Origin of the sequence: Kitasatospora sp. CB01950 (genome assembly GCF_001905465.1) — a bacterium.
Classification (GTDB): Bacteria; Actinomycetota; Actinomycetes; order Streptomycetales; family Streptomycetaceae; genus Kitasatospora.
On sequence record NZ_LISX01000024.1, the window covers coordinates 50,701 to 62,284 of the forward strand.

Below are 11,584 nucleotides of genomic sequence, written 5' to 3' on the forward strand. Positions count from 1 at the left end.
CCACCGCCGAAGAACAGGCCGTCACCCTCCGAGCCGTTCTGGACGACGAGAGCTACACCGCTCTTGTCGAAGCCCTCTACGCGCAGCTCTGATCCTCGGCGTGTTGTCCGCGGACAACACGGGGTGCCCTCACCGGCCGGTGAGGGCACCCTTCGCTTTTTCTGCCCGCAGCCGGCTGCAGGCCAGCAGACGATGTTGTCCGCGGACAACACACCGGCAGACCCGGTCGGCCTGGCGGAGCGTCAGCACACGCAGTCGGCCGAGCCGACCCGGCACCACTCGGACATCGAGCCGGCTGCCGCGGCCTCGGAGCAGTCCCCCGCCGGGGCCGAGTCGGACGTGTTGTCCGCGGACAGCATTCCCGAGCAGCGCCTCATCGGCAGGCCGGCCAAGGACACCGAGCAGAGCGCGCCGCCGGCCAGCGGCAATCCGATGTTGTCCGCGGACAACACGAGCACGGTCCAGCAAGCCCCTCCGACCGGGCGGACCGTCATGTCGGCCACCGATCTCGTCCTCGCGCTGGGCTCCACCGCCGAAGAACAGGCCGTTACCCTCCGAGCCGTTCTGGTCTGCCATCCTGTCGGCACGGCCCGGCACGGCCCGGCACGGCCCGGCACAGCCCGGCACGGCCCGACACGGCCCGACACCCGAGGACACCGAAGCGATGAAGACGCCCGCTGACTACCTGCGGCAGCGCCGTGCGGCCGAAGACACAGACGCCAACCTGCGGCTGCGCCGTGCGACTGAGCACGCACACCGCACCTGGCCCGGTGACATGCCCTGCAGAGAGGCGTCCCTGAACCTGGTCCGTGCCGAGCTAACGCTCGAGGCCACAAAGGCCGTCTTGGACAAGGCGATCCGCGACATGACGGACACCAGGAAGTTCCTGGAGCAGCGCGAGCGCGACAAGAAGCCGGTCACCACGAAGATGCGGGGTGGTCTCCGCCACACGGAGGCGAGGGTCGACTGGGCCAAGGGTGAGCATGGCCGTGCGGTTGAGGTGGAGCGGCAGGCTCGTGCCTGTCTGAGGAGGGCCGAGGCTGGCGCTTCGAACCGCGCCGACGTGAGGGCTCGGCGGGCGGCACGAGAGCTGGCGGTTGACCGATCGCTCGGCAGCGGCGCGCTGCTGCCGCCAACGATCGGGCACCCGCGCGAGCTGGAACGCGAGCACTACCACCAGAACGAGACGAGGCACTGATTTGGGCCTACCCGGACGTCGCCGGGCCGAAGCGTATCGTGCGCACCGGCCCAGGCAACTGGACTCCGGCGGGTTGTCGGATCGGGGCGATACCGTCCGATCATGATCGCCACGCGCGCCGCCACACCCGCGACCGGCGGCTGGCTGCCCTACCCCAACTCGGCACCGCACCCCGCACTCGGCGGTCGGCGCGTCCCGCACGTGGCCGGCGGGCTGTGGCTGGGGCTGCGCGCGATGCTGCTCGGCCCTGACCCCGCCGCGGCCGAGCACGATCCAACTGCCGCGGCGTGTGACGTGCTGCGCCTGCTCGCCCTCACCGCCCGCCCCGCTCCCGGCGGCGGCTTCGTCACCGACCAGCCGTAGCCGCGGCCCGGACCGGATCGTTCACCGGACGTGAGCACCAGCAGCAATGCGGGGCGGAGCGGGCTCGGCCGCCGCCTCGACGACCTGATCGCCACCACCGACGAGGCCGGGCGAGGGCCCGCGTCGCCGCGCGCCACGGCGGCCGAGCGGATCGTTGGCCGCCAGGAGGATCTGACGCCGGAGCAACAGGTGCTGCTCGGCCGGGCCCGACGGCAGGCGCGTGCCACCACCGAAGCGGCGCAGCGACTGCTGGCCGCCGCCCCGGGGCCCCAGCCCGTTCCAAGGGACAGGACCCCGGCCGCCGCTCGACCGCGCAGCCGGATTGATGGGTACCAGAGCTGACCGCCGGCCGTCCCTGCCCGCGCCATCATGGCAGCGGCGCTGCACCTGGCCCGGCGCGCGGCAAGTGTGGCTGCTGTGCCGGGCTGATCCTGTGTCACCCCTTCGGGCGGACTCCCTTCCCCTGAACCGGGGAACACCCCGGGCGTGACGGACACCGACGAGACGACCACCACCGGCAGCCCCCTGTTCCAGCCCGGTGCCACCGCAGTGCGCCGCGACGTCCACGCGGGGCGGGTGTGGACGGCGAAGCCGCAGCGGGTGGTCGCCGACACCGGCCACGTGCTGACCCTGGCCTGCTGGCCCGGGATCGAGGGCCTCGCCCCGACAACCTGGACCGAGGCCTTGTGCACCGGCGACGACACCGTCCGCGAACAGGGCCTGCACCACCTCGCCGCCGGCACCTGGACGCTCGGACCCCACCGCTGGGAGCGCACCGCGGTCCTGTCCCACTACCTGGCAGGGGAGTGGTTCTCCGTCCACTGCTTCCAGGACGCCGCCACCGGCACCCCCATCAGCTGGTACGTCAACTTCGAGCTCCCCTACCGTCGCCGTCCGGGCGGGATCGACACCATGGACCTCGCCCTCGACCTGGTCGCCACCCCCGACCTGACCGACCACCACTTCAAAGACCGCGACGAATACGCCCGGCTGCGCCGCCTCGGCGTGGTCGACGACCACCTCGACCGCCAGGTCCAGCAGGCGTGCGGCCGCGCGATCGCGATGCTCGACAACCACGCGGGGCCGTTCGCCACCGGCTGGCCCGCCTGGACTCCGGACCCGTCCTGGCCGCTGCCGCTGCTCCCGGACGGCGCCGACCGGGAGACAGAGCCGGTGGCTCCCTACCAGCTGTAGCCGCGCCGGGCCCGGGAACAGCCCGGGCCGGCGACTCTTCTCCTCACCTCCGCAGTCAAGCTCGGCTGCATCCTTGAACGGCTCGGGCTTGCGGGTAGGAAATGCGGGACCCGCACCACACAGTCCGGACTGCCCGCCTCCGATGAGCGGCCATCCATTGGTTCACACGAGAGTTCGACAGCAGTTGGGACGGCATCGGCGGGAAGAGGGTTGTCGGGAGAGAAATTGTTCGGTTTCTTCAGTCCAGGCAGCTGGTGAAGTGGGGGTATTTCTCGGGGTGGTACATCTGGTCGAGGCATCTACGCAGCCCGTCGCCTTCGTCGTCGACACGGAGCATCCACGGGATTCGGCCGAGGAGGGCGGCTAGGTCTCCGGTAGCCGCAGCGTCCAGGAAGGCGCGCAGGTCGCCAGGGATGGGGCCGTTGGTGAGGCAGAGCCAGGACAGGGCCGCGCACATCCTGACCTCGGTGGGATGGGAGGGGTCCTGCCACCAGGTGCGCATCTGCTCGATGGCGGCCGGGTGTCGCTCTTCCCAGGCGAGTTGGCCGATCGCCAGGACGAGGCAGGCGCACACCGCAGGGTCGTCCTCGACTCGGAGGCGGGCGTGCAGGGATTGCACGATCGTCTCGCACGGGCCCGCGGCCGCGGCCAGGGCGTGGGCGACGTCCTGGCGGACCTCCGGGTCGGGATCGCCGAGCAGAGGCAGCAGCAGGCCTGCGTCCGCGGCCAAGGCCTCGCGGGCGGCCTGCACCGACCAGTTCCCCAGGTAGCCGGAGGCCTCGAAGACCAGTTGGTCGTCGGCGCGTGCCGCGCGGAGCAGGCCGGTGCGGCTGCCGTCACCGTAGTGCTGACGGCGGGCCAGGCCGGCGAGGCCCGCCAGGATCTCGGCGCGATAGTCGGCGCGCGTGAGGGCGATGCGGATCAGGAACGGAACGGCCAGGGCGCCGGCAGCGCAACCGGTGTCGCTGTGCAGCAGGCTGCTCCACAGCCGGTGGAATGCCATGCGCACACTGCGCTCGTCGCCGGTACGGACCTGCTCCAGTGCGGCGGGGACGTCGGTGCCGGGCCCATAGGAGTGGTGGAAACGGTCCCAGGGCACGGCGTCGTAGTCGAAGTTGTCCTTCGCCTCGGCCGGGATCCGGGCGACGACGAAACGCACGTCCTCCACGGTCCCGGCATGGAAAGCCCTGTAGCCCTCATCCCACCGGACGGAAATACCCGCCTCGCCCTGCCGGCTCATCGCTCCTTCTTCCCGGAGCCGGTTCGGTGCCGCTGTTCAAGATCGTAAGTGTCCATGGTGGGCACCGTAGCGTCAGCCTCCGACACCGGCCGGCGAGGGCGGCTACCGGGAATACGGCATGGTTGGAATGACACTCCCCGCCAGTCGGGGGCCTCCGCCTGGTCCGCAGCGGAGCGGCAGGCCTACGCCAACGACCCCGACGAGCCGAGGGCGCTGATCGCGGTCTCCGCCAAGTCCAACAGGTCTCGAACGTCGTGCTGCTCCGGCTCAGCCACAGGCGGAGGCCGTCCACGACCGTGTAGGCCGGGCGCAGCCACAGCACCGCGGCCTGCGTTGCCGAGCTGGCGCTACGGTTGGCGCGACAGCGGCCTGGTGGCCGCTGAATGGGGAGGCTCGAGTGTTCAGCAGGAAGAGGGCAACAGACCAGACGATCGGCCAGAGCAGTGCTGCCGACGAACTCGCTCAACGCGCCGCATCGGTGTTCGTCTCCACGCTGCCGACAGCGCAGCGTCCGTACCGGCAGGTAGCGGTACTTGCCGGAGAACCGGCGCAGTCGGCGGAACAGGCCTGGCAGAGTCTCCGGCGGCGTGGGGCCGAACACGGCTGTGACGCCGTTCTGGGCGCGGGGTTGACCTCGTGGGCCGGTGACTCCGTTTTCATGCCGCAGTTCCTGGCGTTCGGAACAGGGGTCAGCTGGAGCCCGGAGGAAGACGGCGAACCGACTGGCTGACGGCCCGGAGACGGCCCCGGACCGGTGCGAAAGCCCCTCTTCCAGTGGAGAACCCATAGGTAGGGGATTTCCCCTGCGTCACGCACCTGCCGCAGCCGCCCGCCGAGGACATCGCCGTGGTCGAGCTGGACGCCGAGGACGACTCCGAAGTGTTCTGGCTGGCCTCGGCCGACCTGGTCGGCGCGCACCTCTACCCCGACGTCGGCGAGCACCTGGTCGACGCCGTCACCGCCCAGGCCCGCCCGCGGGCCGCCGCCCCGGTGCTGCTGGCCGCGATGACGGACGTCGGTCCCGGCGACGCGTCGTGTGCGCCGGCGGCTGCGGTCGGTGAGGGCGGTGCGCAGCCGGGTGGCGAGGTGTCGGCGGTGCCAGGTGGGTCGGATCGCGAGCTCGAGCAGTTCGAAGGTGCGGGTGCTCCGAGGAGTCGGCCGGTTCGTCGGTGTCCGGCGTGTTGTGTCGGCGGATCGGGTGACGTGGTGTCGGTGCGGCCCGCCACCGTGGTGACACGCAGTCAGTTGGCATCACGGGAGGTGGCCGTGGAGTACAAGGGGATGTCGTCGCAGGCGAAGGAGCTGTTCCTGAAGGAGCGGCCTTGGTGCGCGCTGTGCGGGGCCAGGTCGATGGAGGTCGACCACGACCACGCCTCGGGCGAGGTCCGGGGCACGCTCTGCCGGGTGTGCAACGGCCGCCTGGGGTCGCTGGAGGCGGCGCTGCGCCTGCCGGCCGGGGAGTTCCAGGCGAAGGCGGGCGATCTGCACCGGGCGCTGTGGCGCGACGGCCAGGTGGCGCTCGACCGTGCCCGTGCTGCTGTCCCGGCCGCTGACGGCCGAGGAGTTCCTGGCCGCGCACTGGGACGCCGGGGAGAAGCTGCCGAGGACGCCGGACGGACTCCGAGAGCTGATCGGGGACGAGTACTCCTCCCGATGGCTGGACCTTGCGGTGCGGGTCGCGTTGGAGGACCTGGGCGACGACCTGCCGGATCGGAGATGGGGGCTCTTCCACGTCGCCCGGTGGCACTGGCGGGAACTGTTCGGTCACTGGAGGGACCGGCGGGATCCGCCTCCGCCGAGAACCTGAGGGGGAGGGAACCCCCGGGGATACCCGGTTCTGCGCGTCGGAGGGCGTCTGCCGACGCGTCATGTGCGCCTGTGGCTCATGGCCGGTGTTCACAGCGGTGGGAGGCCGGCCCGCCGGTCGGTGACCAGGGCCCGCCACCTGCTGCGCACCGCCCGCTCGTCTTCGAGCCAGCGCACGTCCGAGGAGGTGTCGGAGTGCTGGCCGGCCATGAAGCGGGCGATGTCGAGGTAGTAGCGGTGGTCGCCTTCCGCGGTGATCTCCCGGAGCCGGGCGAGTGCGTCGTCGGTGCCGTTCTGGTCGCCGGTGACGGCGTGGTGGAAGGTGAAGGCGAGCTCGACGGCGGCTCGGGCGGCGCCGATGCCGGCGTTGCCGGTGTCGGCGCGCAGTTGGAGCGCGGGGCGTTCGAAGGCGTCGGTGCCGGCAACGCGGATGAGCGCCGCGGTGGCGACGGTGAAGGTGGTGGCGGTCAGGGTGAGGCCGTTCAGGAGCTGGGTGGCGAGGTCGATTTCGTCGTCCGCGGCGGCGGGGTCGGTGAAGGCGAGGGTGAAGGCGCGCTGGGCCTGGCTGGTGGCCCGCTCCCCGGCGATCGCGTGCTGCTCGGCTTCGGTGCGGGCACGCAGGTAATGGTCGGCGGCCCGGTCGAGGAGGGCGTGGGGCCAGTGGATGTCGCCGAGGACCCGCTGCTCGCGGCCCTTCCAGCCGAGGTGCTGGGCGGCTTGGTGTGCGGCGGGGAAGTCGCCGGCGAGGCGCAGGAGGTGGACCAGGCCGCGGCGGGCGGCGGGGGCGAGGCGGCTGGTGCTGTCCGCGACGGTCTGCATGCCGTGGCGGGAGCCGGCGCGGTGGCCGAGGTCGCGTTGGGCCTTGGCGAGGTAGTAGAGGGCCATCAGGTGCAGGTCCTCGGGCAGGAGGCGGCTGTCCACGACGGCGGCCAGGCGCTGGACGGTGCGGGCGCGGTGTTCCTGCTGGCGGCGGGTGAGCGCGGAGAGCGTCTCGACGAGCATGTCGGCCGGCGTCGTGGCGGGCGCCGCACCGCTTCGGTCGGCCTCGGGCCCGGCAGCGCTCCGGGACGGCGCCGGGGAGGGCGGGGCGAGGGGCTCCCACACGGAGTCGCCGATGTAGGCCCAGGCGGCGTCGGTGAGCCAGCCGAGGTCGAGGCGGTGGTCGCGGGCCAGACGTAGGCCCTGGCGCAGGCACGCGACGAGCACCACCCGGCCGGCCGCGCCCGCACCGGGGTTCGCTCCCGGACCTGCGGCCGGACCCGCGGTGCTGTTGGTCCAGCGGTCGCCGATCGCGGTGAAGGCGCGCTGGGCGGCGACGTGCCAGTCCTGTTCGCTCCAGCTGTCATCGGTGCGGTCGTCGGCGTGGCGCAGGGTTGATCGGACCACGCCGTGGAGGTGGTAGGGCCACAGCCCGGCCGGGTGTTCCAGGACCAGAGGCCGCTCCACCAGGCGGCGAGCCGGGGCTTCGCGGGGCAGGCCGGCGGCCGCGGTCGCGAGAGGGATGTCGAAGGCGTCCAGCAGGCAGGCAGCGCGCAGGACGTGGCGTTCGGGTTCGGTGAGGTCCTGCATGGTGCGGGCGAGCAGCGCCGGGAAGTCGTGGTCGACGTCGGCCGGCTCGGGGGTGCGGGTGCGGCGGATCTCGAGGAAGCGCTGGACGGCGAGGTCGAGGTACAGCGGAAGGCCGTGGGAGCGCTCCGCGATGACGGCGCGCAGTTCGGGTTCGATGAGGGGCCGGCCGTCGGTGTGGGCGAGGCGGCGGGCGAGGTAGTCGTCGCGGTCCTCAGGGCTGAAGTCGCCGATCAGCACCTGCCGGTCGGCGTCGGCCGCCTGGGCGTCGTCCTCGGTGCCGGCGGTGCCGCTCCGGTCGACGTCGTTCGCCGCGCCGGCAGCGTCCTCGGCGCCGACCGCGTTGCCCGAGTCGCTGCTCGCCGCTGCCCTGTTGCTGCCGGTGTGCCCGGAGGAGGCGTCGGTGCGGGGGGCGGCCGGGGCGGTGCGGGGGTTGGGGAGGTGCGCGGCGAGCTGTGGCCATGCCGCGGGGCCGGTGTAGTCGAGCTGCCCCTGCAGCGCCGGGTCGGCCCACTGCAGCCGGCTGCGGCCGGTGATGACGAACAGGGCGTTCGGCATCAGCCACACCACCCGCTGGACCAGGCGTTCCAGGTCGCGGTGGGTGCGGTCGCCGACGTCCTCGAAGGTGTCCAGCAGCACGATCGGCGCGACCTTCTTCTTCTCCGGGAGCCGGTCGAGCTCGTAGGCGAGCAGGTGCGGGTAGAACGACAGCGCGTCCAGGTCCGGCTCCGCCTCCAGCAGGTCGGCGAGCCTGGGGCACCCGGCGAGCGCCCGCGCGGCGGTGCGGCGCTCTCGCACCGCCCGCACCACCGCGGTGGTGACCTGTCCGACCGCCGATCCCACCGCCCCGGGCAGGGCCAGCTCCTCCGCGGCCTTCGACAGCGCCCCCTGCACCTGGCCGGGCAGCGCCTTCGCCAGCCGGTGCACCAGACCGGCCCGCCGCAGGTACTCCTCCAGGCTCTCCCCGGGGTGGTTGTGCCCCCAGTAGCGCAGCAGCGCCAGGTCGAACGCCGGCATCGCCCGGTCCAGGCCGGCGAACGCCATGCGCAGCGTCAGCACCAGGCGCTCGAAGTCCACGCCCGCCGATCGCGCCAGGTCGATCCGCACCGGCAGCAGCACCGGCGACGTCGGCCACGACGGCTCACCCCACTGCGCCGGCCGCCCCGGCGCCCCGCCGAGTGCGGCCTCCACCTTCCGCGACAGCGTCGACTTCCCGATCCCGCCGATCCCGTGGAACACCAGCACGTTGCGCCGGGCCGTCTCCAGGTCCTGCACGTCGAAGCCCGGATCCGAGATCCGCCGCAGATGCTCCGAGACCGCGGCGGCGACCTGCGCCCACTGCCGCTCCCGGTTGGTGAACGCCTCGTCCGTGCCCACCCGGTCGTTCGATCCGAACAGCGCCCGCAGATCCCGCCCCGCCACAACCCGCCCCCTCCGACAACGACCTGATCGGTCATCAACCTACGCGCCCGAAGCGCGCTGGGAGATCAGTGGCCGGGTTCTCCGCCCGCCGTCCTCCGGGGCTGTACCCGGCTGCCTCGGCGGCACTCCGGCGGAGGGGCGCTCGAAAGTTCCAATCGCCCAATTGCTCAACGGCTGCTGCCTATTCTGCTGTTCATGACATCGACAGCGGGGGATCTGGTCGGCGGCAGGTACCGGTTGGTTGAGACGATTGGCGAGGGCGGGATGGGGAGGGTTTGGCGGGGCCGCGATGATCTGCTTCAGCGGGACGTCGCGATCAAAGAGCTGACTGTTCCCGGGAATTTGACGGCCCACGAGCGGGACCGCCTGGTCGTGCGCGTGATCAGGGAAGCGAGAGCGGCCGCCCGGCTCAGCCATCCGGGGATCGTGACGGTGCACGACGTCGTGCAGCACCGGGGCGCACCGATGATCGTGATGGAACTCGTCCGCGGCCGTTCGCTGAGTGCTGTTCTCCGAGACGAGGGCCCGCTGGCCGGAGAACGCGTGGCGGCCATAGGCACGGCCGTGGCAGACGCCCTGGCTGTGGCCCATGCCGAAGGCATCGTGCACCGCGACCTCAAACCGGACAACATCCTGATCGACGGCAACCGGGTCGTCGTCACCGACTTCGGCATTGCGAGCATGGCCGATGCCACGATGCTCACCAGCGAGGGGGTGGTGCTGGGGACGCCGGCGTACATGTCGCCGGAGCAGATCGAGGGCCGGCACCTCACCACCGCCACAGATCTGTGGTCGCTGGGCGTCACCCTGTACGTCGCGGTCGAGGGCGAGCTGCCGTTCAGCGCTCCGTCCCTCGGATCGCTCTTCGCCGCTGTCCTGACCCAGGAGCCACGCCCTGCGCACAGGGCCGGTGCACTGTGGCCGGGGCTGTCGGCGCTGCTGCGGAAGGATCCGGTCGAGCGTGCCGCGGCTGAACAGGTCGCAGGACTGCTGCAGGCCGATGAGGCCGTCATGCGGAAGGAACTGCTCACCAGGGTGGCCACCACGGCCAACGCCATGGTGGAGCTGCGGCGGGCCCGGAGCGTTCAGCGGCGGGCGAAGGCCCCCGAGCAACGATCGGCAGGCAGCCCCGAGCCCGACGCCGATACGGACGCTCCGGTGACACCTGCCGAGGTGTCACCGGAGCGTCCGTTGACACCTGACGAGGTGTCCTGGGCGGCGGTCGCGGCAATTGCGGGCCTCGGTATCCTGACCGGCCTGTTTATCTGGAGGTTGAACACGCCGGATGCTCCTGCTGCCTTCCTCTGGATCTTGGCCCTATTTGGCCTCTTCGGATCGGGCATAGTCGGTAGGGGGCTGGAGGATGTCCTGCGGAGCTGGCGGTCGAACAGCGATGCGAAATGGATGGGAAGGATCATTCACGGCATTACTTTCGCGATCTTCCTGATCCTCATACTGCGTTCAAAGCACTGACGAATCCCTTGGGCAGGACTCTGGTTCTGCGGGCCGTCCCCGCTTCCTGCGGACCTTCCCGAAGGCCGCTCCAGGAGCCACCTGTGAGATCGATTGTTCACCCGAACAGCGCCCGCAGATCTCGCTCTGCCGCAACCCGCCCTCCGGCAACGGCCTGACCGGGCATCAACTACTCCTCGCCGGGGAGGACGACGGGCAGTCGGGCCGGCCCTGCTTTCGGCCGGGTCAGCGCCGGGACGGGATTCGCGGAAGTGGCTGGCGTTTGCCGAACGCGCACACCGTCCGCACGAACCTGGGGAGGCTGGAGCCGGGGCGGAAGTAGACGTGTCGGACGGCGGCCTGGATCTGGACCGTGTTGAGCGCGTCGACCTCGTCGCGCGGGATGCGTCGGACCTCTGACGTCGGGCCGCCGATGGCGATCAGGTGCTGGGGGCCGACCGGCAGGACAGCGGTGTGGGCGTTGCCGAGCGGTACGCCGAAGACACCCTGGGTGGGGACGTTGGTGTAGGCGAACGTGATGGCGGGACTGTCGCCGATGAGGAACTCGCCCTCCGCCGCGACGAGGACGTTCACGGAGTGCGGGGCAAGGATCTCGCGTGCGCGGTGGAAGCGTTCCTCGATCGCGGTCCGCAGCACGGCGCCGCTGTCGACCAGGTGCTGCGACGTCTCCATGAACCGGCGGGCGAAGTACTCGGCGGCCGCCTGTGTGCCGGGGTAGATGCCGCACTCGGCCACGGCGGCGGCATCGAGCCTGCTCCGGTCCTCCCCCAGCAGCCGGCGAAGGCCGGCGTCGTAGGTCTCCTTCCAGGCCTTGTCGTGGACTTCGCGGAAGCGCAGGCTGCGGATGAAGTGCAGAGCGACGGTGTCGCGCAGCGTTCCCGCGACCTCGCGGTCGCCGAGCGCCGCCGGGTCGTCGAGGACGGCGAACGCCTCTCCCATGCGCTGTTCGGTCGCGTTCCACAGTTCCTCCAGGGAACCGGAGGCGAAGGCGACGAAGTCCCTCTCGAAGCCGAGGGCTTTCGTCCCCTTGTCCTTGCAGTGCCGCTCCGGGTGGTGGAGGTCCAGCCAACTCACCAGGTTCCCCGTGCTGCCCCGACCGGGGGCAGCGAATCGCCGCAGCAGCACCTGCGAGACCACATGCTGCCGCGAGACCGGCTTGTTCGGCTCGGCCTCGAGCTCGCGTATGTGCGCCAAGAGCTCCTGGGCGTCGGAGCGCCCCGGTGCGGGAGGGGCGGGGAACTGATCCATCGTCCGATGCTGCCAGTGACGGCTGTCACCGCCAACCGGTTTGACGTCTCGACCGTTCTGCGGCAGCCCGGGGC

The 11,584-nt window shown here is 71.6% G+C and carries 11 protein-coding genes and 1 pseudogene; 9 read left to right on the forward strand and 3 right to left on the reverse strand.

Features of this window, described 5'->3' with window-relative positions; genetic code table 11:
* Positions 1-123: 123 nt before the first annotated feature.
* The 5 genes from AMK19_RS36325 to AMK19_RS33360 all read left to right on the forward strand — a co-directional run bounded on the left by AMK19_RS36325 (position 124) and on the right by AMK19_RS33360 (position 2,755).
* A complete protein-coding gene (locus tag AMK19_RS36325; RefSeq protein WP_073819218.1) occupies positions 124-681 on the forward strand; it encodes a hypothetical protein in 558 nt (185 codons plus the stop codon).
* Positions 665-1,198 (forward strand): hypothetical protein, encoded by a 534-nt coding sequence (locus AMK19_RS36330; RefSeq protein WP_073819220.1) that lies wholly within the window; start codon positions 665-667, stop codon positions 1,196-1,198. Before AMK19_RS36325 ends, AMK19_RS36330 begins: the two co-directional genes overlap by 17 nt.
* A gap of 102 nt (positions 1,199-1,300) precedes the next feature.
* On the forward strand, positions 1,301-1,561 hold the full coding sequence (locus AMK19_RS33350) for a hypothetical protein (protein WP_073819222.1): 261 nt from the start codon (positions 1,301-1,303) through the stop codon (positions 1,559-1,561).
* Positions 1,562-1,591: 30 nt separating this feature from the next.
* Complete coding sequence (locus AMK19_RS33355) at positions 1,592-1,903, forward strand: hypothetical protein (RefSeq protein WP_073819224.1); 312 nt, start codon at positions 1,592-1,594, stop codon at positions 1,901-1,903.
* A 144-nt stretch (positions 1,904-2,047) separates the two neighbouring features.
* Positions 2,048-2,755, forward strand: a complete 708-nt coding sequence (locus tag AMK19_RS33360; protein ID WP_073819226.1) for a DUF402 domain-containing protein — start codon at positions 2,048-2,050, stop codon at positions 2,753-2,755.
* Positions 2,756-2,993: 238 nt separating this feature from the next.
* Here the strand turns inward: AMK19_RS33360 and AMK19_RS34840 are convergent, their stop codons facing one another.
* A complete protein-coding gene (locus tag AMK19_RS34840) occupies positions 2,994-3,923 on the reverse strand; it encodes a HEAT repeat domain-containing protein (RefSeq protein WP_158071982.1) in 930 nt (309 codons plus the stop codon).
* 469 nt (positions 3,924-4,392) lie between these two features.
* Here AMK19_RS34840 and AMK19_RS36730 point away from each other — a divergent pair, with 469 nt between their 5' ends.
* The 3 genes and pseudogenes from AMK19_RS36730 to AMK19_RS33380 all read left to right on the forward strand — a co-directional run bounded on the left by AMK19_RS36730 (position 4,393) and on the right by AMK19_RS33380 (position 5,802).
* The gene (locus AMK19_RS36730) at positions 4,393-4,725 is read left to right on the forward strand and encodes a hypothetical protein (RefSeq protein ID WP_198953527.1); all 333 of its coding nucleotides are present in this window, start codon (positions 4,393-4,395) and stop codon (positions 4,723-4,725) included.
* A 275-nt stretch (positions 4,726-5,000) separates the two neighbouring features.
* A pseudogene (locus AMK19_RS38755) lies at positions 5,001-5,417 on the forward strand (endonuclease domain-containing protein); the annotation flags it as partial.
* 103 nt (positions 5,418-5,520) lie between these two features.
* The gene (locus AMK19_RS33380; RefSeq protein ID WP_143200545.1) at positions 5,521-5,802 is read left to right on the forward strand and encodes a hypothetical protein; all 282 of its coding nucleotides are present in this window, start codon (positions 5,521-5,523) and stop codon (positions 5,800-5,802) included.
* A gap of 89 nt (positions 5,803-5,891) precedes the next feature.
* Here AMK19_RS33380 and AMK19_RS36735 read toward each other — a convergent pair whose 3' ends face one another.
* The gene (locus AMK19_RS36735; protein WP_198953529.1) at positions 5,892-8,789 is read right to left on the reverse strand and encodes an ATP/GTP-binding protein; all 2,898 of its coding nucleotides are present in this window, start codon (positions 8,787-8,789) and stop codon (positions 5,892-5,894) included.
* Positions 8,790-8,984: 195 nt separating this feature from the next.
* On the opposite strand from AMK19_RS36735, the gene AMK19_RS33390 reads away from it, so the two are divergent.
* Entirely contained in the window at positions 8,985-10,262 is a 1,278-nt protein-coding gene (locus AMK19_RS33390) for a serine/threonine-protein kinase (RefSeq protein WP_073819231.1), read from the forward strand.
* Positions 10,263-10,487: 225 nt separating this feature from the next.
* On the opposite strand, the gene AMK19_RS33395 is transcribed toward AMK19_RS33390, so the two are convergent.
* On the reverse strand, positions 10,488-11,510 hold the full coding sequence (locus AMK19_RS33395) for a DUF4238 domain-containing protein (RefSeq protein ID WP_083647572.1): 1,023 nt from the start codon (positions 11,508-11,510) through the stop codon (positions 10,488-10,490).
* Between the last annotated feature and the right edge of the window lie 74 nt (positions 11,511-11,584).

Bases quoted from the DNA above. Each gene is read 5' to 3' on its own strand.
- AMK19_RS33350 (WP_073819222.1), top strand. From the start codon at position 1,301: ATGATCGCCACGCGCGCCGCCACACCCGCGACCGGCGGCTGGCTGCCC.
- AMK19_RS33390 (WP_073819231.1), top strand. From the start codon at position 8,985: ATGACATCGACAGCGGGGGATCTGGTCGGCGGCAGGTACCGGTTGGTT.
- AMK19_RS33395 (WP_083647572.1), bottom strand. From the start codon at position 11,510: ATGGATCAGTTCCCCGCCCCTCCCGCACCGGGGCGCTCCGACGCCCAG.
- AMK19_RS36330 (WP_073819220.1), top strand. From the start codon at position 665: ATGAAGACGCCCGCTGACTACCTGCGGCAGCGCCGTGCGGCCGAAGAC.